Here is a 20,351-nt window from a genome sequence, read left to right as displayed (position 1 = left end):
GCTCCTAGTTGCCGGTGGTGGACCCGCGGGTGAGGCCCAGTGCGCTCATCGAGGCGTGTGCTGCTGCCACTGCCCGCTCCGCGGTCAGGCCGAACTGCTCGTAGAGCACGGAGTAGGGGGCGGACGCCCCGAAGTGCTCCAGGGACAGCGGGACGCCGGCCTCGCCGATCCACTCCCACCACGACTGGGCGATGCCGGCCTCGATGGAGACGCGGACCCGGACGTCGGGCGGGAGCACGGTGTGGCGGTAGGCCTGGTCCTGCTCGCGGAACCACTCGACGCACGGCATCGAGACCACGCGGGTCGGGGTGCCCTCGGCCTCGAGGAGCTCGCGAGCGGCGAGGGCGATCTGCACCTCCGAGCCGGTCGCGAGCAGGAGCACCTGCGGTGCGCCGTCGGAGGCGTCGGCGAGGACGTAGCCACCCCTCGCGGTGCCGTCGGCCGAGCCGAGGACGGAGCGGTCGAGCGTGGGGACGTTCTGCCGGGTGAGGGCCAGGGCGGCGGGCCGGTCGGTGTGGCCGAGGATCGTGCGCCACGCGACCGCGGTCTCGTTGGCGTCGGCCGGGCGCACCACGTCGAGGCCCGGGATCGCGCGGAGCGACGCGAGGTGCTCGATCGGCTGGTGGGTCGGGCCGTCCTCGCCGAGCCCGATCGAGTCGTGGGTCCAGACGTAGGTGACGGGCAGCTTCATCAGCGCCGCGAGCCGCGCGGCCGGGCGCATGTAGTCGCTGAAGACCAGGAAGGTCCCGCCGTAGACGCGCGTGCCGCCGTGCAGCGCGATGCCGTTCATGACCGAGCCCATGGCGTGCTCACGGATGCCGAAGTGCAGCACCCGGCCGTAGGGCCCGCCCTGGAACTCCTTGCTCTGCCGGTCCGACGGCAGGAAGGACGGCTCGCCCTTGGGGGAGGTGTTGTTGCTCTCCGCGAGGTCGGCCGAGCCGCCCCACAGCTCGGGCAGCAGCGGAGCGAGCGCGGTGAGCACCTCGCCGGACGCCTTGCGGGTCGCGACGCCCTTGGGGTCGGCCGGGAAGGTGGGGATCGCCTCGGCCCAGCCCGCGGGCAGGGTGCGGGTGACGAGCCGGTCGAGGAGGGCGGCACCCTCGGGGTTGCCCTCGCGCCAGGCGGTGAAGGTCTGCTCCCACTCGGCCCGCAGCGCCCGGCCGCGGTCCTTGACCTCGCGGGCGTGGGCGAGCACGTCGTCGGGGACCTGGAAGTCCTGCGCCGGGTCGAGCCCGAGCGCCTCCTTGGTCGCCGCGACCTCGGCCGCGCCCAGGGCCGCGCCGTGGGCCTTGCCGGTGCCCTGCAGGGTCGGGGCGGGCCAGCCGATGATGGTGCGCAGCGCGATGAACGACGGCCTCTCGGTCTCCTCGCGGGCCGCGGTCAGAGCGGCGTCGAGAGCCGCGACGTCCTCGGCGTAGGCGCCGTCCTCGCTCAGCCAGTCGACGCGCTGCACGTGCCAGCCGTAGGCCTCGTAGCGCGCGCAGACGTCCTCGGTGAAGGCGATGCGGGTGTCGTCCTCGATGGAGATGCGGTTGTCGTCCCAGAGCAGCACGAGCCCGCCGAGGCGCTGGGTGCCGGCGAGGCTGCTGGCCTCGGCGCTGACGCCCTCCTGCAGGTCGCCGTCGGAGGCGAAGCACCAGGTGGTGTGGTCGAACGGCGACTCGCCGGGGGCGGCGTCGGGGTCGAGCAGGCCGCGCTCGCGGCGGGCCGCCATGGCCATGCCGACGGCGTTGCCGATGCCCTGGCCGAGCGGCCCGGTCGTCGTCTCGACGCCGGGGGTGTGGCCGTGCTCGGGGTGCGCGGGCGTGAGCGAGCCCCACTGCCGCAGCGCCTTGAGGTCGTCGACAGACAGTCCGTAGCCCGACAGCAGGAGCTGGGTGTAGAGCGTCAGCGACGAGTGGCCGCAGGACAGGACGAAGCGGTCGCGACCGACCCACGAGGGGTCGCTCGGGTCGTGGCGCAGGTGGCGTTGGAAGAGCAGGTACGCCGCCGGGGCGAGGCTCATCGCGGTGCCCGGGTGGCCCGAGCCGGCCTTCTCGACGGCGTCGGCGGCGAGGGCGCGCGCGACGTCGACGGCGCGCCGGTCGAGGTCGGTCCAGGTGAGTGTCACGGGAGCGGGCGAGCCCTTCGTCTGCAGGCGTCCGGGGCGGGATCCGGCGCGTGCCCGGAGCCTAGCGTTGGCCCCGACGCCCTCCGAGGGGCCGGACCCGGGAGGGCGTCGCGGGGGCGTGACACGGCCCACGCGGGTCCCGGCAGGTCGGACGGGCGTCGCGTCGGTAGAGTCTGCGCCGTGACGACGCTGGCGGGGCCGACCGGTGCGCCCGCGGCCGCTGGTGCTGACGCGGCGACCGTCGAACCCGTCTCGCGGGCGGCGCGCACTCGCGCCGTCGTGATGGCCTACGTCGCGCTCACCAAGCCGCGCATCATCGAGCTGCTGCTCGTCACGACGGTCCCGACGATGGTCCTCGCCGAGCGCGGCCTGCCGTCGCTGTGGCTCGTCGCCGCGACCCTGGTCGGCGGCTCGCTCGCCGCGGGCAGCGCCAACGCGCTGAACTGCTGGTACGACCGCGACATCGACTCGGTGATGCAGCGCACCCAGCGCCGCAGCCTGGTGCGCCACACCGTCTCCGACCGCGGCGCGCTCGTCTTCGGCCTCGTGCTCGGTGTGGTCGCGACGGCCTGGCTCGCCGCCACGACCAACCTGCTGTCGGCGCTGCTCGCCGACGCCGCGATCGCCTTCTACGTGCTCGTCTACACGATGGTGCTCAAGCGCCGCACGTCGCAGAACATCGTGTGGGGCGGGGCCGCGGGCTGCATGCCGGTCGTCATCGGCTGGTCCGCGGTGACGGGCACCCTCGCGTGGGAGGCCCTGGTCCTCTTCCTCGTCGTCTTCTTCTGGACGCCGCCGCACTTCTGGGCGCTCGCGATGCGCTACCGCGACGACTACGCCGCAGCCGGTGTCCCGATGCTGCCGGTCGTCGCCACTCCCCGCCAGGTCACCGTGCGGATGACGGCGTACTCCTGGGCGATGGTCGCGACCTCGGTGCTGCTGGCCTGGCCGCTGGGGTCCTCCGGCGCGATCTACACCGTCAGCGCGGTCGTGCTCGGCGGGGTCTTCCTCGCCGAGGCGCACCGCCTGCAGGCCAAGGTCAAGCGCGGCGCCGACGTCAACCCGATGCGGCTGTTCCACTGGTCGATCAGCTATCTCGCGCTGCTGTTCCTCGCGGTGGCCGTCGACCAGCTGGTCTGACGTGCGCGTCTGCCTCGCCACCTGCACGGCCTTGCCCGCGCTCGACGACGACGGGCCCGCCCTGCTGGCGGCCCTCGCCGACGAGGGGCTCGCTGCCGAGGTCCGCGCCTGGGACGACCCGAGCGCCGACTGGGGCTCCTACGACCTCGTCGTGGTCCGCACGACCTGGGACTACTGGGACCGGCTGCCCGAGTACCTCGCGTGGGCCGAGGCCGTCCCGCGGCTGGCGAACCCGGCGTCGGTGATCCGCTGGAACACCGACAAGCGCTACCTGCGCGACCTCGCCGACGCGGGCGTGCCGGTGGTCCCCACGACGTTCCTCGCGCCGGGCGAGCCCTTCGCGGCACCCGAGGGGGAGTACGTCGTGAAGCCCTCGGTGTCGGCCGGCTCGTCGGACACCGCGCGGTTCGGGCCCGGTGAGGCGGCGGACGCGGCAGCGCTGGTCGCCCGGGTCCACGCGGTGGGCAAGCACGTCATGGTCCAGCCCTACGTCGCGGGCGTGGACGGCGAGGGGGAGACCTCGGTGCTGTCCTTCGGCGGCGAGGTGAGCCACGCGATCCGCAAGGCGCAGATCCTCTACCCCGGAGCCGGGGTCGTGGAGCGGTCGCCCGGGCTCGAGGTCATCTCGGCGCGGACCGCGACACCCGAGCAGGTCGCGGTCGCGGCGGCCGCCGTCGCCGCCGTCCCGGGCGAGGTCCTCTACGCGCGGGTCGACATGGTGCCCGGGCCCGACGGGCCGACGGTGCTCGAGGTCGAGGTCACCGAGCCGTCGCTGTTCCTGGGCTTCGCCGACGGCGCTGCCGGGAGCTACGCGCGGGCGGTCGCCGGGGCCGTGCGGGCAGCCTCGACCGGCTGAGCGGTCTCGCGCGGACGGGTCGCGAGGACCAGCCGGACGGCTGCGACGAGGGTCACGCAGGCGCCCACGAGGTGCAGCGCGACCAGCACCACCGGCAGGTCCGTGGCGTACTGCACGAAGCCGAGCGCGCCCTGGGCGACCTCGACGACGAGCAGGTCGCGCACCGCCCGGACCGCGTGGTCGGGGGAGCCGGTGGCCCGCAGGGCGACCCACAGGCCGGCGGTGGCGCCGACGAGCAGCATCACCAGGTCGGCGTGCAGCTGGCTCATCGACGCGGGGTCCAGACCGGTGCGGGTCGCGAGGACGTCACCGGAGTGCGGGCCGCTGCCGGTGACGACGGTGCCGACGACGAGGACGGCGGCGGTGAGCCACAGCAGCGCGGTCGCGCTGCGCTGCAGCAGCGGCAGGACCGGGCGGCGGGGCTCGGCGCGGACCTCGTCGTGGAGCCTGACGGCCAGCCCGATCAGGACCATCGAGAGCAGGAAGTGGCCCATGACGGTCCACGGGTTGAGGCCGGTGAGGACCGTGATCCCGCCGAGGACGGCCTGCGCCGGGATGCCGAGGAAGCCCAGCACCGCCAGGCGCTTCACCCGGCGGCTGCCCTGCCGCAGGGCGACGACGAGCAGCGCGACCACGACCGCGAGGAGCACGAAGGTGAGCAACCGGTTGCCGAACTCGATGACGCCGTGGACGGCGTACTCCTCGGTCGGGGTGAAGGTGCTGTCGGTGCAGCGCGGCCAGGTCGGGCAGCCCAGACCGCTCGAGGTCAGCCTGACCGCCCCGCCGGTGACGACGATGACGCTGTTGGCGACCACCGAGGCGAGCGCGAGGCGGCGGAGCAGCACCCGTCGAGCGTACGGCCGGCGGCGTCACCCGTCCGGGTGGAGCCGCGTGGTCTGCACCACCCTGGCCGCCGGGGCACTGGTGGAACACCGGTCCGGGGGCTAGCGTTGTCCAGGCGTACCTGCCCGGATACATGGCCCCCGGTCCCTAAAAGCGTCGCCAAGAGCGACACACCGCCGTGAGGCGACCTGACCGGGTGGGTGCGTTCTTGGAAGAGCGGCCGTCCCTCGGGGCGGCCGTTCTCCTGTCAGCCCGTTGCGAGAGGACCCCGATGAGCGAGGAGCACCCGGCGCATGCCCCGCGCCCGCCGCGCTGCCGGCCGCTGCCGCCGTCGGTCGTCGCCGAGGTCGCCGACGACGCGCACGAGCACCAGGAGGCCGAGCTGCTGCACCGCCTCGGCCACGCCCTCGCCGACCTGCCCGACGCGGAGCGGACCGCGGTGGTGGCGGCGATCGGCTACGCCGGCGGGCCGGTCGGCGCGGCGATGGAGCTCGACCTCGACGTCGAGGACGCCGACGCGCTCACCCGCAACGGGCTGCAGCTGCTGCGCGCCGCGCTCGACGACGTCGACGCCCACGGTCGCCCCCTCGACTGACCGCCGCGCGGTCCGGTCTGTCCCGGAACGTGGTGATCGGTGACGCCACCTCGTCGGGAAAGCCGGGACGGCGGCGGCGCGGGTGGCCTAGGGTGGGCGCATGACGCACCAGCGCCGCTACTTCGCCGAGACCCGGGACGGGTCCGGCTCCTAGCCGCGCACACCCCGGGTCAGCGACCCGGGCGCCTCCCGGGTCGGACCCCGAACGAGGAGGAGCACCACCGTGAACGTCACCGTGATCGACACCCCCGCTGTCACCGGCACCGTCCCGACCGTGTCCGCCGGCCGGGCCGAGATGGACGCGATCGACGCCGAGATCCGGGCGCTCGTCGCCCGCCGGGTCGAGATGTCCCAGCAGATCCAGGCCTGCCGCGCGGTCGAGGGGCTGCGGGGCAACCAGCACGTCCGCGAGGTCGAGGTGATCCGCGGCTACAGCGACGCCCTCGGCCGCCCCGGCGCCGCGATCGCGATGGAGCTGCTCACCCTCTGCCGCGGTTGATCATCAGGGGGTCCGCACGCGACGCGCCGGCGAGTTGCGTGCACACCGCCTGTTGATCATGCAAGTGGGGTGCGGGCCGTCGGCGGGGCGGGTCACTCCCAACGGAAGAGGCGCGACGCGGCGGTGAGGGCCGCGACGGCCCAGGCTCCCAGCACGGCCAGCGACGACAGGGGTACGCCGGAGCCGTCCGCGAGGACGGCGCGCAGGCCGTCGGACAGCGCGGCGGTGGGCAGCAGCCCGGCGAGCCCCGCGACCGGGCCGAGCTCGTCGACCGGGAAGACCACTCCACCGAGCACGAGCAGCACGAGCCAGACGAGGTTGGCCGCGGCGAGGGTGGTGAGCCCGCGCAGGGTCCCGCCGAGCAGCAGGCCCAGGCCGCTGAAGGCCGCGGTGCCGAGGGCGACCAGACCGACGACGCCGAGCGGGCTGCCGGTGGGCGACCAGCCGAGGGCGAGGCCGACGCCGGCGATGAGCGAGAGCTGGAGCACCTCGACAGCCAGCACCGCGAGGGTCTTGGCCAGCAGCAGCACCGACCGGGGCAGGGGCGTCGCGCCGAGGCGCTTGAGCACGCCGTACTGGCGCTCGAAGCCGGTCCCGATCGCCTGGCCGGTGAAGGCGGTCGACATGACGGCCAGGGCCATCAGGCCCGGGACGAAGAAGTCGGCGCGCTCGCCGCGAGTCGTGGCGCCGGCGACCTCGACGAAGTCGAGCGCGGTGAGGACCACCAGCAGGCCGAGCGGGATCACGAGGGTGAGCAGCAGCTGCTCGCCGTTGCGCAGCAGCAGCACGAGCTCCGTGCGCAGCTGCGACGCGAGCATCGAGGCGCGGGAGGCGGCGCCGGGGCGTGGAGCGAGGGCTCCGGGCGCCCAGGGGGTGGTCATCGCAGCTCCCTGCCGGTCAGCTCGAGGAAGACCTCCTCGAGCGAGCGGGTCTCGACGCGCAGGTCCTCGGCGAGCGCGCCGACCGACGCGCACCAGGCGGTGACGGTGGCGAGCAGCCGAGGGTCGACGGGGCCGGTCACGAGGTAGCTGCCTGGTGTGGTCTCGGCGGCGGTGCACCCGTCGGGCAGCGCGGCCACCAGCCCGTCGAGCGGCAGGGACGCGGTGGTGCGGAAGCGCAGCTGGCCGACCGCGCCGCGGCGGGTCAGGTCGGCCACCGTGCCCTCGGCGACCAGCCGGCCCTCGTCGACGACGACGACGTGGTCGGCGAGCCGCTCGGCCTCGTCCATGAGGTGGGTGGTGAGCACGACGGTGACGCCGTCGCGGCGCAGGCTCTCGACGAGCTCGTGCACCCCCCGGCGGGCCTGCGGGTCGAGGCCGGCGGTCGGCTCGTCGAGGAAGACAAGCTCGGGCCGGCCGACGACGGCGAGCGCCAGCGAGAGCCGCTGCGCCTCGCCGCCGGACAGCCGACGGCAGGCGGTGCGGGCGCTGCCGGTCAGGCCGAGCCGGTCCAGCAGGTCGCCGGGGTCGAGCGGGTCGCGGTGGTACGACGCGAAGAGCCTGAGCACCTCACCGGCCCGCAGCCCGGGGTAGGCGCCGCCGGACTGCGGCATCACGCCGACCCGTGGGCGCAACGCCGGGTCGCGCGGGTCGAGCCCGAGGACGCGCACCGTCCCGCCGTCGACGGACCGGAACCCCTCGCAGACCTCGACCGTGGAGGTCTTGCCCGCGCCGTTGGGGCCGAGCAGGGCGAGCACGGTGCCGGTCTCGACCGAGAAGGACAGGCCGTCGACCGCGGTGCGCGCGCCGTAGCGCTTCACCAGGCCGCTCACGACGAGCGCCGGCTGGCCGGATGGCGCGGCGACCGGGGGAGCGGGGGCGGTCACGGGGCGGAAGGCTAGCCGTCCGCGGGCCCCCGAGCCTGCCGTAAGGGCAGGTGAGGGCACCCTCAGTGAGCGACGCCACGCCGCCGACGCGGGTCCGGGTTCGACGTCGGGCAGCATTTACGCGACACTGACGTTGTGAAAATCGTGGGAGAGCAGACGGGCACGCGCGAGCGCGTCCGTGGGCTGCTCCTCGAGCTCGGCCCGTCGACCGCCGCCGTGCTCGGCGAGCAGCTCGGGCTCTCGCCCGCGGCGATCCGCAAGCACCTCGACGCGCTGCTCGCCGACGGCACCGTCAGCACCCGGGAGCCCCGGCTGCGCGCCGTCACCCGGGGCCGCCCCGCGCGGCTCTACGCGCTCACCGACGCGGGCCACGCCGCTGGGCCCAGCGGCTACGACGACCTCGCGGCCGCGGCGCTGCGCTTCGTCGCCGACCTCGGGGGAGAGGACGCCGTCGAGCGCTTCGCCGAGGCCCGCGGCGCCGACCTCGAGCGCCGCTACGCCGCGATCGTCGCCGGCGCCGACGACAAGCCCGCCGCCCTCGCGGCCGCGCTGTCCGCCGACGGCTACGCCGCGGGCGTCACCGACCAGGGGCTCGGCGTCCAGCTCTGCCAGCACCATTGCCCCGTCCAGCACGTCGCGCAGGAGTTCCCCGTGCTGTGCGACGCCGAGACCGCCGCCCTCGGGCGCGTGCTCGACGTGCACGTCCAACGACTCGCGACCATCGCCCACGGCGACGGCGTGTGCACCACCTTCATCCCGACCGGGAAGGCACCACGATGACCACGACCCAGGACGCCGCGCTCGAAGGGCTCGGCACCTACAAGTTCGGCTGGGCCGACTCCGACGTCGCGGGCTCGACCGCGCGGCGCGGCATCAACGCCGAGGTCGTCGAGAACATCTCGGCGCTGAAGTCCGAGCCGCAGTGGATGCTCGACCTGCGGCTCAAGGGCCTGGGGCTGTTCGCCAAGAAGCCGATGCCGACCTGGGGCTCCGACCTGTCGGGTATCGACTTCGACAACATCAAGTACTTCGTGCGGTCCACGGAGAAGCAGGCGACGTCGTGGGACGACCTGCCCGAGGACATCCGCAACACCTACGACCGGCTCGGCATCCCGGAGGCCGAGAAGCAGCGCCTCGTGGCCGGCGTCGCCGCGCAGTACGAGTCCGAGGTCGTCTACCACCAGATCCGCGAGGACCTCGAGGAGAAGGGCGTCATCTTCGTCGACACCGACACCGGGCTGCGCGAGCACGAGGAGCTCTTCCGGGAGTACTTCGGCTCCGTGATCCCCGTCGGTGACAACAAGTTCGCGGCGCTCAACACCGCCGTCTGGTCCGGCGGGTCGTTCATCTACGTGCCCAAGGGCGTGAAGGTCGACATCCCGCTCCAGGCCTACTTCCGGATCAACACCGAGAACATGGGCCAGTTCGAGCGGACGCTGATCATCGCCGACGAGGGCTCGAGCGTGCACTACGTCGAGGGCTGCACCGCTCCGACGTACAGCTCCGACAGCCTGCACTCAGCGGTCGTCGAGATCATCGTGAAGAAGGACGCCCACGTCCGCTACACGACCATCCAGAACTGGTCCAACAACGTCTACAACCTCGTCACCAAGCGCACCGCGGTGCACGAGGGCGGCCGCATGGAGTGGATCGACGGCAACATCGGCTCCAAGGTCACCATGAAGTACCCCGCCTGCTACCTGCTCGGCGAGCGCGCGTCGGGCGAGACGCTGTCCGTGGCCTTCGCGGGCCCGGGCCAGCACCAGGACGCCGGCGCGAAGATGGTCCACGCCGCCCCCAACACCAGCTCCAACATCGTGAGCAAGTCGGTGGCGCGTGGCGGGGGCCGCACGTCGTACCGCGGTCTGGTGCAGGTGCAGGAGGGCGCGCACGGCAGCAAGGCCAACGTGAAGTGCGACGCCCTGCTCGTCGACACCATCAGCCGCAGCGACACCTACCCCTACGTCGACGTCCGCGAGGACGACGTGTCGATGGGCCACGAGGCGACCGTGAGCAAGGTCGGCGAGGACCAGCTCTTCTACCTGATGAGCCGCGGCCTCACCGACGACGAGGCGATGGCGATGGTCGTGCGCGGCTTCGTGGAGCCGGTCGCCCGCGAGCTGCCCATGGAGTACGCGCTGGAGCTCAACCGCCTCATCGAGCTCCAGATGGAGGGCTCCGTTGGCTGAGTCCATGCAGGCCGCTCTCGCCACCGAGCGCGACGCACTGGGGGACCAGGGCGGTGTGACCGACGGCAGCGTCGCGGTGGGCGTCAAGCCCTCGACGCCGCGGCAGCCGGCGGACATCCGTCCTGAGCGGATGACGTCGTTCGACCCGGACGCCTTCCCGGCCGTCACGGGTCGCGAGGAGGAGTGGCGCTTCACGCCGCTCGACCGGCTCCGCGTGCTCCTCGACGCACCCGAGTCCGACGCGCACCTGCGCATCGACACGGACTTGCCCGAGGGCGTCGAGCTGCTCACGCTGGCGGTCGACGACCCGCTGCTGGCGACGGTCCCAGCCCCCGCTGACCGGCTCGCCGCGCTGGCTCTACGCCGGAGCGGTGGGGCGCTCGTCGTGCGGGTGCCCAAGGCAGCCGAGGTGTCCGAGCCGGTCGTCCTGCGACTGACCGGCACCGGCACGGACGAGGTCGTGTGGGGCCACGTCGTCCTCGACGTCGCCGACCAGGCCGTCGTGCGGGTCGTGCTCGAGCACTCCGGGTCCGCGCGTTACGCCGCGGCGGTCTCGGTGCTGCTTGGCGACGGCGCGTCGCTCGATCTGGTGCAGGTCCAGTCCTGGGACGACGACGCCGTGCACGCGGTGCACGTCGCCACCCGGGTCGGTCGCGACGCGCGGCTGCGCTCCACCCAGGTCACGCTCGGCGGCTCGCTGGTGCGGGTGACCGAGACGGTCGCCTTCGCGGGCCCTGGCGGCGACGTCGACCTGCGCGGGCTCTCCTTCGCCGACGACGGGCAGCACCTCGAGCACCGGCTGTTCGTGGACCACGCGGTGCCGCACTGCCGCAGCCGGGTCACCTACAAGAGCGCGCTGCAGGGGGACCGGGCCCACACGGTCTGGGTGGGCGACGTGCTCATCCGGGCCGGAGCCGACGGCACCGACACCTACGAGCTCAACCGCAACCTGCTGCTGACCCCTGAGGCCCGCGCCGACTCGGTGCCCAACCTCGAGATCGAGACCGGCGAGATCGCCGGGGCGGGTCACGCCAGCGCCACCGGTCGCTTCGACGACGAGCAGCTGTTCTACCTGCAGTCACGCGGCATCCCGGCCGACACCGCGCGCCGGATGGTCGTGAAGGGCTTCTTCGCCGAGCTGCTCGTCGACCTCGGGATCCCCGAGCTCGAGGAGCGACTGCTGGCCGCCGTCGACGCGGAGCTCTCCCGCCGCGACCCCGTCGGAGCCACGGCATGACCGCCCACCGGGTCGCCTCGCTGGCCGACCTCGCCGACGACAGCGCCACCCGCGTCGAGGTCGCCGGCACGCCGATCTGCCTCGCCCGCAGTGGCGGCGAGGTCTTCGCGATCGGCGACGTCTGCAGCCATGCCGACGTGTCGCTGTCCGAGGGCGACGTCGAGAAGGGCGCCGTCGAGTGCTGGCTGCACGGCTCGCGCTTCGACCTTCGCACCGGCAAGCCGACCGGGCTGCCGGCCAACCGCCCCGTCCCCACCTACCCCGTGACGATCGAGGGCGACGACGTCCTCATCGAGATCCAGGAGACCTGACATGGCCACCCTCGAGGTGCGCGACCTCACCGTCACCGTCGACGCAGACGGCGGCACCCGCGAGATCCTCACCGGCGTCACGCTGACGATCCGGGCCGGTGAGGTCCACGCCATCATGGGTCCCAACGGCTCGGGCAAGTCGACGCTCGCCTACGCGCTCGCCGGTCACCCGAAGTACACCGTCACCGGTGGCACCGTCACGCTCGATGGGGCGGATGTGCTGGCCATGACCGTCGACGAGCGGGCCCGCGCAGGGCTGTTCCTCGCCATGCAGTACCCCGTCGAGGTCCCGGGCGTCTCGGTCGCCAACTTCCTGCGCTCCGCGGCCACCGCCGTGCGCGGCGAGGCCCCCAAGCTCCGGCTCTGGGTCAAGGAGCAGAAGGAGGCCATGGTCCAGCTCAAGATGGACACCGCCTTCGCGGAGCGCTCGGTCAACGAGGGCTTCTCCGGTGGCGAGAAGAAGCGCCACGAGATCCTGCAGCTCGAGCTGCTCAAGCCCAAGATCGCGATCCTCGACGAGACCGACTCCGGCCTCGACGTCGACGCCCTCAAGGACGTCTCCGAGGGCATCAACCGGGTCCACGCGGCGGGCGAGACGGGCACGCTGCTCATCACCCACTACACCCGGATCCTGCGCTACGTGAAGCCCGACTTCGTGCACGTCTTCGTCAAGGGTCGCATCGTCGAGCAGGGCGGCCCGGAGCTCGCCGACGAGCTTGAGGCCCACGGCTACGAGAAGTACGGCGCCGCCGCTGACGCGGCGGTCGCGGGCCGGTCGCTTCCCGGTGGCCGCGCGCTCCCCGGTGCGGTGCTGCCCGGTGCGGTGACCCCCGCATGACCACGCTGACGGTCGCGACCGCCCTGGACGTCGACGCCCTGCGCGCCGACTTCCCGGTGCTGTCGCGCACCGTCAACGGCAAGCCGCTGGTCTACCTCGACAGCGCCTCGTCGTCGCACAAGCCGCGGCAGGTCCTCGACGCCGAGCGGGCCTTCGTCGAGCAGCACTACAGCAACGTCCACCGCGGCGTGCACACGCTCTCGCAGGAGGCCACCGACGCCTATGAGCGGGCGCGCGCCACCGTGGCGCGCTTCCTCGGCGCGGCCGACGCCCGCGAGGTCGTCTTCACCAAGAACGTCACCGAGTCGGTCAACCTCGTCGCCTACGCGATGGGCAACGCCACGCCCGGCAGTCCCTTCCACGTCGGCCCCGGCGACGAGGTCTGCGTCACCGAGATGGAGCACCACTCCAACCTCGTGCCGTGGCAGATGCTCTGCGAGCGGACCGGCGCGACCCTGCGCTGGCTGCCGCTCACCGACGAGGGGCGGCTCGATCTCACCGACCTCGCGTCGTTGGTCAACGAGCGCACCAAGGTGCTGGCCTTCACCCACGTCAGCAACCTGCTCGGCACCGAGAACCCCGTCGACGTCCTCGTCGCGCGGGCCCGCGAGGTCGGTGCGCTCACCCTCGTCGACGCCGCCCAGTCCGTGCCGCACCAGCCGGTCGACGTGCAGGCGCTTGGCGCCGACCTCGTCGTCTTCACCGGCCACAAGATGCTCGCGCCCACCGGTGTCGGCGTGCTCTGGGGGCGGCTCGACCTGCTCGACGCGCTGCCTCCCTTCATGGGCGGCGGGTCGATGATCGAGGTCGTCGAGATGGCCGGCTCGACCTACGCGCCCGCCCCCGAGCGGTTCGAGGCCGGCACTCCCGTCATCAGCCAGGCCGTCGCACTGGCCGCCGCCTGCGACTACCTCACCGAGGTCGGGCTCGAGCGCGTCCACAGCCATGAGCAGCTGCTGACGGCTCGCCTGCTCGACGGCATCCGGCGTACTCCTGGGGTCTCGGTCATCGGGCCCGACACGACCGAGCGCAGGGGCAGTGCCGTGTCCTTCGTCGTCGACGGGGTGCACCCGCACGACGTCGGCCAGTCGCTCGACGACCTCGGCATCGCCGTGCGCGTCGGCCACCACTGCGCCGCGCCGGTCTGCCGCCGCTACGGCGTGCCCGCCACCGCGCGCGCGTCGACCTACCTCTACAACACCGAGGCCGAGATCGACGCGCTGCTCGAGGGCATCGTCGGCGTCCAGCGCTTCTGGGGGGCGGGCGGATGAGCGAGTCGATGTACCAGGAGATCATCCTCGACCACTACCGCAACCCCCACCACAAGGGTCTGCGCGACCCCTCCAGCGGTCCCGGGGTCGTCGAGGTGCACCACGTCAACCCGACCTGCGGCGACGAGGTGACGCTCCGCGTCCACGTCGTCGACGGTGTGGTGACCGACGTGTCCTACGACGGACAGGGCTGCTCGATCTCGCAGGCGTCCACCTCGGTGATGACCGACCTCGTCATCGGCCAGCCGGTCGGCGGCGCGCTCGCCAAGCACGAGGCGTTCCTCGAGCTGATGCAGAGCCGTGGGCAGCTCGAGCCGGACGAGGACGTGCTGGAGGACGGGATCGCCTTCGCCGGCGTCTCGCGCTACCCGGCGCGCGTGAAGTGCGCGCTGCTGGGCTGGATGGCGTGGAAGGACGCGACGGCACAGGCCGTCGCGCAGGACAAGGAGACGTCATGACCGACCCTGTGCTCGACACCCCGACCGTCGGTGACGCCCCGAAGCCGGACACCAGCGTGGCCGACATCATCGAGGCGATGAAGGACGTCGTCGACCCCGAGCTCGGCATCAACGTCGTCGACCTCGGCCTGGTCTACGGCGCGCAGGTGCACGCCGACCGCACCGTCACCCTCGACATGACGCTGACGTCGGCGGCCTGCCCGCTGACCGACGTCATCGAGGACCAGACCAACAACGCGCTGGCCCCGCTCGTCGACGCGGTCCGCATCAACTGGGTCTGGATGCCGCCGTGGGGCCCCGACAAGATCACCGACGACGGTCGGGACCAGCTGCGGGCGCTCGGCTTCAACGTCTGAGCCCGAGGACTCGGACGTGGTGCTTCTAGCCGTCGGTGACCACCTCTGGCACGATGTCACCACAACGGCGGACCTGACCCACCAGCTGCTGTCCGGGGAGGGTGGGCTGTGAGCGTGCCGCACGTGACGGTGGCGAGCGGGCGCGCAGCGCCGAGGTCGGAGATCGATCTCGAGCCGGGCTCCCTCGGTTCCCTGGCGCGGGTCGACCTGGCTGCGGTGGCCGCCTGCGGTGCGCAGCTGCGGCGTGTCGTCCGCGAGGCGAGCTCGCTCGAGGAGGCGGCGCAGCAGGTCGCGACCCACCTGCACCAGGCCTTCGGCGACGAGTTCGGCTCCTGCGCGCTCCTGACCCGCGTCTTCGTGACCACGCGTGCCGATGAGCTCGAGGACGAGGTGCGCGCCCTCCTCGATCCGGGTCCGGACGCTGCCCCCTGCCTGGCCCTGCTGGCGACCAGGGGTGCGGTGACGGACTGGGACGACAGACGGCAGTCGCAGGCGCACCAGGTGCTGGCGCTGAGCAGCTCCGACGCCAACCCGCTGGCCGGGATGCCGATGATCAACGGCCTGTTCGAGCAGTTCGGGCTCGTCCCCGACGCGTTCGGTCAGTACGCGCACCGCTCCGCTGCCGCCGACTTCAGCGTCTTCCACGTCGAGGAGGCAGCAGGGAGCCCCCTGGTGCCGGCGCAGGACTTCGTCCACGACTTCGGTGTGCGCTCGGTCCTGGGTGTCGGCTGCGCGCTGGCCGACGGTCGCGTGATCGCGGTCGTGCAGTTCACGCGCGTCCCCCTGCCGGCCTGGCGCGCGCAGCTGTTCGGGGCGCTCGCGGTCAGCCTGCGACTGGCTCTGCTTCCGCTCACGGACGCCCCGGTCTTCGCCGGCGCGGGGACCGCGCCCACGGTCAGGCCGGGGGCGGCCGCGGCCCTTGAGGCGGCCGAGCGGCACGCGCTGGAGCAGCTCGTCACCGTGCTCGGCGACGACCTGCAGCGGCAGGCGGTCGAGCTGCGCTCCGAGGCGGCGCTCGTCGAGGAGCTCCAGCGGTTGGGGAGCGAGCTGGCCTGCGAGCTGGACCTCGAGGCGCTGGTCGCCCTCGTCGTCCGCTCCGCCGTCCGGACCACGGGTGCGACGGTCGGTGTCTGCGTCTTCGACCACGTGGATGCGGACGGCGACACCCGTCGAGGCAGCCACCTGCTCGGCCTGGCCGAGGACGCGCCCACGGCGGCGGCGCTCGTCGAGATGGCCGAGCTGGCCCGCTTGGGGGAGGGCGTGCTGCGGGCCGAGGCGCTGGCCCTCGACGGCGTGGGCAGCTACCTGGCTGCGCCGGTGGTGGCTCGGTGCGGACGGGTGCTGGGCGCTGTTCTGCTGGGTCACCCCGCCCCTACCGCGTTCGGCGCGAGGGCGGAGGCTCTCCTCGTCGGCATCGCCGGTCACGCCGCTCTTGGCCTCGACAACGCGCGCCTGTTCAGCCACCAGCGAGACGCGGCGACGGAGCTGCAGCGCAGCCTGCTGCCGCCCGACCTCCCACCCCGGCCCGGCTTGTCCTTCGACGCGCGCTACCTCCCCGGTGGCGGGGCCGAGGCGACGGTCGGCGGAGACTGGTACGACGTCATCGGGGGTGAGGGCCGGCGCACCGCGATGGTCGTCGGCGACGTCATGGGCCGCGGGCTGCGGGCCGCCGCCGCCATGGGCCAGCTGCGCACCGCTCTGCGGGTGCTCCTCCTGGCCGGTCACAGCGCTGGGGAGGCGCTCGAGCGCCTCGACGACCTGCTCCAGCACCTGCCCGGTGAGCGGATCGCGACGTGCGCTGTGGCGGTGCACGACCCCGGCGCGCACTCTCTGGAGCTGGTCAGCGCCGGACACCTGCCCCTGCTGCTCCTGCGTCCGGGCCACGCCCCTGAGCTGGTCAGCGGCGAGCCGGCCGGGCCGCTGGGGGCGCTCGGTCAGCGGCCGGTGCCCACCACCGTCGCGTTCCCGCCGGGCAGCAGCCTGCTGCTGTTCACCGACGGTCTCGTCGAGCGGCGTAGCGAGAGCATCGACGTGGGGCTCGCGCGGCTGTGCGACGAGGTGGGGCAGCACAGAGGGCAGATCGACCTCGACCGGCTCCTCGAGGCCGTGCAGCGCGGCCTCCAGGACGACGACACGGCGCTGCTGCTGGTGCAGGCCCACGACGGGATGGGGCGGTGACCGCCGTTCTGGAGCGCACGCTCGAGCTGCCACCGGAGCCCGTCTCGGTGCGTCAGGCGCGCCGCTTCGTCCGGGAGGCCTTGCTCGTCGCTCAACGGGCGATCTGGCAGGAGGCCGCGGAGCTCGCGGTGAGCGAGCTGGTGACCAACGCTGTCCTGCACGGTCACAGCACGGCGTGGGTGACCGTCTCGCTCGACCAGCACCGGCTCAGAGTGGAGGTGCGTGACGGGAGCGCCCGCCTGCCCGCGCTGCGCCACTACGACGACGAGGCGACCACGGGCCGTGGCATGGCGCTGGTCGCGGCCGTGACCGACGCTCACGGCGTGCAGGAGCTCAGCGCGGGTGGGAAGGTCGTCTGGTTCGTGCTGGGCGACACGTCCGAGCTGCGCGACTCCAGGGACCCCGCCGTGGGCGGTGTGCGCGCGGAGGGGGTGGCCCCTGCGAGCGTGGCCGGAGACGGTGTCGTGCTCCAGGGCCTGCCTCCGCTGCTGTGGCTGGCAGCCTGCCAGCACGAGGACGCCCTGCTGCGCGAACTGGCCCTGGTGGGGTGCGTGCTCGAGGCGCAGCTCGCGGGCGCAGACATCGCGCGCGCCCGGTTGCGCGACGCCGTGGGCCGCGCGGTCTCGCAGTGGGCCGAGCCAGGAGAGGTCGCAGCACAGGCAGCATCGAAGGACGTCCCGGGGGAGCTCGACGTCCACGTCGCCGCGACCGGCGAGGACCGGGTCGCGTTCGACGCCCTGCACGCGGTGCTCGAGGCGGCCGAGCGCGCCGCCGCCGCGCAGCGGTTGCTGGTGCCCCCGTCCCTGCCCGAGGTCGCTGACATGCGCGCGTGGGCCTGTGCCCAGGTGCTGGCGCAGCTGGACGGCCGGCCACCTGAGCGCTGGGGCGGGCTGAGTGCCACCGCCGTGTCCGACGCGGCGGTCGTCCCGCGCCTCGACGCCAGCTTGGACGCGCTGCGTGCCGCTGGCGGCAGCGTCGTGGCTGCCGACGAGACCAACCGGATCCTCAGCATCAGCCCGTCCCTCGCCCAGGCGCTCGGCTGGCAGGAAGCGGACCTCGTCGGACGCCGGGTCGTGGTCCTCGTCCCCGAGCAGTTCCGCCAGGCCCACGTGGCGGGCTTCATCCGCCACGTCAGCACGGGTGCGACGACGGTCACGGGTGTGCCGCTCGAGCTGCCGCTGCTGCACCGGGACGGGCGCGAGATCAGGTGCCGCTTCCTGCTGGAGACCCGCCGCACAGGGCGGGGCAGGGAGCTGTACCTCGCCTGGATCGACCCCCTCGGGGACGCTGTCTGACCCTCGAACGTCAGGGCAGCTCTACGTGGGCACGGCTTCCCTGGCGGGTCCACCAGAGGCATGATCGAGGCATGTCGGACTCCGCGAGTCGGGTGTGGGCCGCTGACATGTCCGAGGCCTACGACGAGCACCTCGTCCCTGCGGTCTTCCGGCCCTTCGCCGACGATCTCGCCGCCCGGGTGGCGAGCCAGCGGCCGAGGGACGTCCTCGAGCTCGCTGCGGGCACGGGGGTGCTGACCGGTGCCCTCCTTCAGCGCCTGCCAGGGGTCCGCGTCACGGCGACCGACCTCAACGTGGCGATGGTCGATCTGGGATCGGCTCGGGTGCCCGCAGCGACCTGGCAGCAGGCAGATGCGATGCGGCTGCCGTTCCCCGACGCGATGGTCGACCTCGTCGCGTGCCAGTTCGGGGTCATGTTCTTCCCGGACCGGCCAGCTGCCTACGCCGAGGTCGCGCGGGTGCTGAAGCCCGGTGGGCACGTCGTCTTCACCGCCTGGTGCCCGCTCGCGACACACGACGTGGAGGCGGCTGTCCTGAAGGCGCTGGAGGAGGTGTTCCCGCAGGACCCCCCGAGCTTCCTGGACCGGGTGCCGCACGGCTACCACGACCAGGAGCGCATCACTGCCGACCTTCTCGCGGCGGGCCTGCGCGGAATCCGCATCGAGCCGATCGAGCTCGAGTGCCGGGGTAGATCGGCTGTCGACCTGGCACGCGGGTACTGCCGGGGTACTCCGCTGCGGGCGGAGATCGAGGCTCGTGGCGACCTCGACACCGCCACGCGCGCCGTGGCGGCCTCGCTGGTGGGCGCCTTCGGGGCGGGCCCTGTCGTGGGACACATGGCCGCCCTCGTGGTCACTGCAGAGAGGCCGCGCAGAGCTGACACCGCTCCGCAGCGAGGGCCACTGGGCAACGCCGGGGTCGCCCTCATGCGCTCGAGGGGCGCGCCGTGGTGACGCAGCCGCTCGGCTGACGGTCGGCACCGCTAGGTTGGCGCGATGAGCAAGGTCGACGCCATGCGTGCCCTCCGCGAGGCCCGTCGGGCTGCCGCGGCCGCCCCTGCCGCCCGGGTCGCTGCGCGCCCCGCAGCGCCCGCTGCCAAGGCGTCCGCTTCGAAGGCCGCGCAGTCCCCGGCTGAGGAGCTCCCGGCAGAGGGTGCTGCGGCAAGCACCGGCCTGTGCGGGCACCGCAGCATGAACGGCCGCAGTTGTACCCGCGACGCCGGGCACAGCGAGAAGAACCACCGCTACGGCTGAGTGACGTCGTCCGGTCGTGGGCAGAGCAGCCTCATGCGACTCGGACGTGCAGGGATCATCGGACTGGCTCTCTCCTTCGCGCGCAGTCAGCGCGGGCAGCGGATGCTGCGCGACGCCCGCGCGAAGGTGGACACCCCGGCCAACCGGCAGCGGGCCCGCGACGCGGTCTCGCGCGGCCGGCGCGGTCCGGCCGGGCCCTGACGGGACTCAGACCCGGCCGGTGAAGGTGTCGCAGTCGCCGGGGTCCTTGCCGCGGTAGCCCTTGAGGAACCAGGTCTGGCGCTGCTCGGCCGAGCCGTGCGTCCACGATTCCTGGTCGACCCGCCCGGTCGAGGCCTCCTGGATGCGGTCGTCGCCGACGGCCGCGGCGGCGGACAGTCCGTCCTTGACGTCGGCCTCGGTGATGCGCGCGAGGAATCCGGTGTCGACGGCGTTGGCCGCCCACACCCCGGCGAAGCAGTCCGCCTGCAGCTCGATGCGGACGGCGACCGACTGCGGCCCGGTGTCGCGGCTGCGCTGGCGCTTCTCGGTGGTGCCGAGCAGGTTCTGCACGTGGTGGCCGTACTCGTGGGCCAGCACGTAGGCGACCGCGAAGGGACCGCCGGACGCGCCGTAGTCGTCGCGCAGGCTCTCGAAGAAGCCCAGGTCGAGGTAGGCGGTGGCGTCGGCCGGGCAGTAGAACGGCCCGACGGCCGAGGTCGCGGAGCCGCACCCCTGCGTGGTCGTCGAGCCCTGGAAGATCTCGGTGTCGGCCTCCTGGTAGGTGCGGTTGGTCCGCTCGAACGCGCCTGTCCAGTAGGCCTGCACGGAGTTGACGACCCCGACGACGCGGCAGTCCACGTCCCGGTCGGCGTCGGCGCCCGTGGCGCACCGCTCGGCGAGGTCGGAGGTCGCCCCCGGCGTACTCCCTCCTGGGTCCTGCTGAACGAGCGACTGCGGGTCGCCGCCCAGCACGAGGAACAGGATCAGGCCGACGATGCTGATGCCACCGCCGCCCGCCGCGAGGCCACGTCCGCGACCGCGGGCGTCGCGGACCTGGGAGGTGTCGAGCCGGGCCCCGTCGTTGAAGTCCACGGTGTTGACGGTACCCAGCCGGT

Annotated in this window: 21 protein-coding genes and 1 pseudogene; 17 read left to right on the top strand and 5 right to left on the bottom strand. The window is 73.3% G+C overall.

Going from position 1 to position 20,351, the window contains the following annotated elements; translation table 11 throughout:
• Positions 1-4: 4 nt before the first annotated feature.
• A complete protein-coding gene (gene tkt, locus Q8R60_15815; GenBank protein ID MDP3713943.1) occupies positions 5-2,110 on the bottom strand; it encodes a transketolase in 2,106 nt (701 codons plus the stop codon).
• Between the two features lie 180 nt (positions 2,111-2,290).
• On the opposite strand from tkt, the gene Q8R60_15810 reads away from it, so the two are divergent.
• Both Q8R60_15810 and Q8R60_15805 read left to right on the top strand, forming a co-directional pair.
• Positions 2,291-3,250 carry a heme o synthase gene (locus Q8R60_15810; protein MDP3713942.1) on the top strand — a complete coding sequence of 320 codons (960 nt, stop codon included), beginning with the start codon at positions 2,291-2,293 and terminating at the stop codon, positions 3,248-3,250.
• Between the two features lies 1 nt (position 3,251).
• Positions 3,252-4,106 (top strand): hypothetical protein, encoded by an 855-nt coding sequence (locus tag Q8R60_15805; GenBank protein ID MDP3713941.1) that lies wholly within the window; start codon positions 3,252-3,254, stop codon positions 4,104-4,106.
• Here the strand turns inward: Q8R60_15805 and Q8R60_15800 are convergent.
• Positions 4,058-4,951, bottom strand: coding sequence for a COX15/CtaA family protein (locus Q8R60_15800; protein MDP3713940.1), 894 nt, complete (start codon positions 4,949-4,951; stop codon positions 4,058-4,060). The genes Q8R60_15805 and Q8R60_15800 overlap by 49 nt on opposite strands.
• Before the next feature lie 269 nt (positions 4,952-5,220).
• Here Q8R60_15800 and Q8R60_15795 point away from each other — a divergent pair, with 269 nt between their 5' ends.
• Together Q8R60_15795 and Q8R60_15790 are read left to right on the top strand one after the other, a co-directional pair.
• On the top strand, positions 5,221-5,544 hold the full coding sequence (locus tag Q8R60_15795) for a hypothetical protein (GenBank protein ID MDP3713939.1): 324 nt from the start codon (positions 5,221-5,223) through the stop codon (positions 5,542-5,544).
• Positions 5,545-5,761: 217 nt separating this feature from the next.
• A pseudogene (locus Q8R60_15790) lies at positions 5,762-6,043 on the top strand (chorismate mutase).
• 92 nt (positions 6,044-6,135) lie between these two features.
• Here the strand turns inward: Q8R60_15790 and Q8R60_15785 are convergent.
• Positions 6,136-6,924: an ABC transporter permease gene (locus Q8R60_15785; protein ID MDP3713938.1), complete on the bottom strand. Its 789-nt coding sequence runs from the start codon at positions 6,922-6,924 to the stop codon at positions 6,136-6,138.
• Positions 6,921-7,868, bottom strand: a complete 948-nt coding sequence (locus tag Q8R60_15780; protein ID MDP3713937.1) for an ABC transporter ATP-binding protein — start codon at positions 7,866-7,868, stop codon at positions 6,921-6,923. The genes Q8R60_15785 and Q8R60_15780 overlap by 4 nt, the downstream gene beginning before the upstream one ends.
• Before the next feature lie 135 nt (positions 7,869-8,003).
• On the opposite strand from Q8R60_15780, the gene Q8R60_15775 reads away from it, so the two are divergent.
• The 13 genes from Q8R60_15775 (at position 8,004) to Q8R60_15715 (ending at position 19,455) form a co-directional block, all read left to right on the top strand.
• Positions 8,004-8,648 carry a transcriptional regulator gene (locus Q8R60_15775; protein ID MDP3713936.1) on the top strand — a complete coding sequence of 215 codons (645 nt, stop codon included), beginning with the start codon at positions 8,004-8,006 and terminating at the stop codon, positions 8,646-8,648.
• Entirely contained in the window at positions 8,645-10,057 is a 1,413-nt protein-coding gene (gene sufB, locus Q8R60_15770) for a Fe-S cluster assembly protein SufB (protein ID MDP3713935.1), read from the top strand. Before Q8R60_15775 ends, sufB begins: the two co-directional genes overlap by 4 nt.
• The gene (sufD, locus tag Q8R60_15765; protein MDP3713934.1) at positions 10,050-11,294 is read left to right on the top strand and encodes a Fe-S cluster assembly protein SufD; all 1,245 of its coding nucleotides are present in this window, start codon (positions 10,050-10,052) and stop codon (positions 11,292-11,294) included. The genes sufB and sufD overlap by 8 nt, the downstream gene beginning before the upstream one ends.
• Positions 11,291-11,605 (top strand): non-heme iron oxygenase ferredoxin subunit, encoded by a 315-nt coding sequence (locus tag Q8R60_15760; GenBank protein ID MDP3713933.1) that lies wholly within the window; start codon positions 11,291-11,293, stop codon positions 11,603-11,605. The genes sufD and Q8R60_15760 overlap by 4 nt, the downstream gene beginning before the upstream one ends.
• A gap of 1 nt (position 11,606) precedes the next feature.
• Positions 11,607-12,443, top strand: coding sequence for a Fe-S cluster assembly ATPase SufC (sufC, locus tag Q8R60_15755; GenBank protein MDP3713932.1), 837 nt, complete (start codon positions 11,607-11,609; stop codon positions 12,441-12,443).
• Positions 12,440-13,714, top strand: a complete 1,275-nt coding sequence (locus Q8R60_15750) for a cysteine desulfurase (GenBank protein ID MDP3713931.1) — start codon at positions 12,440-12,442, stop codon at positions 13,712-13,714. The genes sufC and Q8R60_15750 overlap by 4 nt, the downstream gene beginning before the upstream one ends.
• Positions 13,711-14,172 (top strand): SUF system NifU family Fe-S cluster assembly protein, encoded by a 462-nt coding sequence (locus tag Q8R60_15745; protein ID MDP3713930.1) that lies wholly within the window; start codon positions 13,711-13,713, stop codon positions 14,170-14,172. Before Q8R60_15750 ends, Q8R60_15745 begins: the two co-directional genes overlap by 4 nt.
• Positions 14,169-14,528: a metal-sulfur cluster assembly factor gene (locus tag Q8R60_15740; GenBank protein ID MDP3713929.1), complete on the top strand. Its 360-nt coding sequence runs from the start codon at positions 14,169-14,171 to the stop codon at positions 14,526-14,528. Before Q8R60_15745 ends, Q8R60_15740 begins: the two co-directional genes overlap by 4 nt.
• Positions 14,529-14,636: 108 nt before the next feature.
• Positions 14,637-16,706, top strand: a complete 2,070-nt coding sequence (locus Q8R60_15735; protein ID MDP3713928.1) for a SpoIIE family protein phosphatase — start codon at positions 14,637-14,639, stop codon at positions 16,704-16,706.
• Positions 16,703-18,001, top strand: coding sequence for an ATP-binding protein (locus Q8R60_15730; protein ID MDP3713927.1), 1,299 nt, complete (start codon positions 16,703-16,705; stop codon positions 17,999-18,001). The genes Q8R60_15735 and Q8R60_15730 overlap by 4 nt, the downstream gene beginning before the upstream one ends.
• A 71-nt stretch (positions 18,002-18,072) precedes the next feature.
• Complete coding sequence (locus Q8R60_15725; GenBank protein ID MDP3713926.1) at positions 18,073-18,954, top strand: methyltransferase domain-containing protein; 882 nt, start codon at positions 18,073-18,075, stop codon at positions 18,952-18,954.
• Between the two features lie 42 nt (positions 18,955-18,996).
• Positions 18,997-19,254: a hypothetical protein gene (locus tag Q8R60_15720; GenBank protein MDP3713925.1), complete on the top strand. Its 258-nt coding sequence runs from the start codon at positions 18,997-18,999 to the stop codon at positions 19,252-19,254.
• Positions 19,255-19,287: 33 nt separating this feature from the next.
• The gene (locus Q8R60_15715; GenBank protein MDP3713924.1) at positions 19,288-19,455 is read left to right on the top strand and encodes a hypothetical protein; all 168 of its coding nucleotides are present in this window, start codon (positions 19,288-19,290) and stop codon (positions 19,453-19,455) included.
• 6 nt (positions 19,456-19,461) lie between these two features.
• On the opposite strand, the gene Q8R60_15710 is transcribed toward Q8R60_15715, so the two are convergent.
• Positions 19,462-20,328 (bottom strand): neutral zinc metallopeptidase, encoded by an 867-nt coding sequence (locus Q8R60_15710; protein MDP3713923.1) that lies wholly within the window; start codon positions 20,326-20,328, stop codon positions 19,462-19,464.
• Positions 20,329-20,351: the final 23 nt, after the last annotated feature.

The sequence above is a fragment of the Mycobacteriales bacterium genome, assembly GCA_030697205.1.
In the GTDB taxonomy this organism is placed as follows: domain Bacteria; phylum Actinomycetota; class Actinomycetes; order Mycobacteriales; family SCTD01; genus JAUYQP01.
Note: the sequence above shows the minus strand (reverse complement) of the source record. Positions and strands in the feature narration are given on the sequence as shown.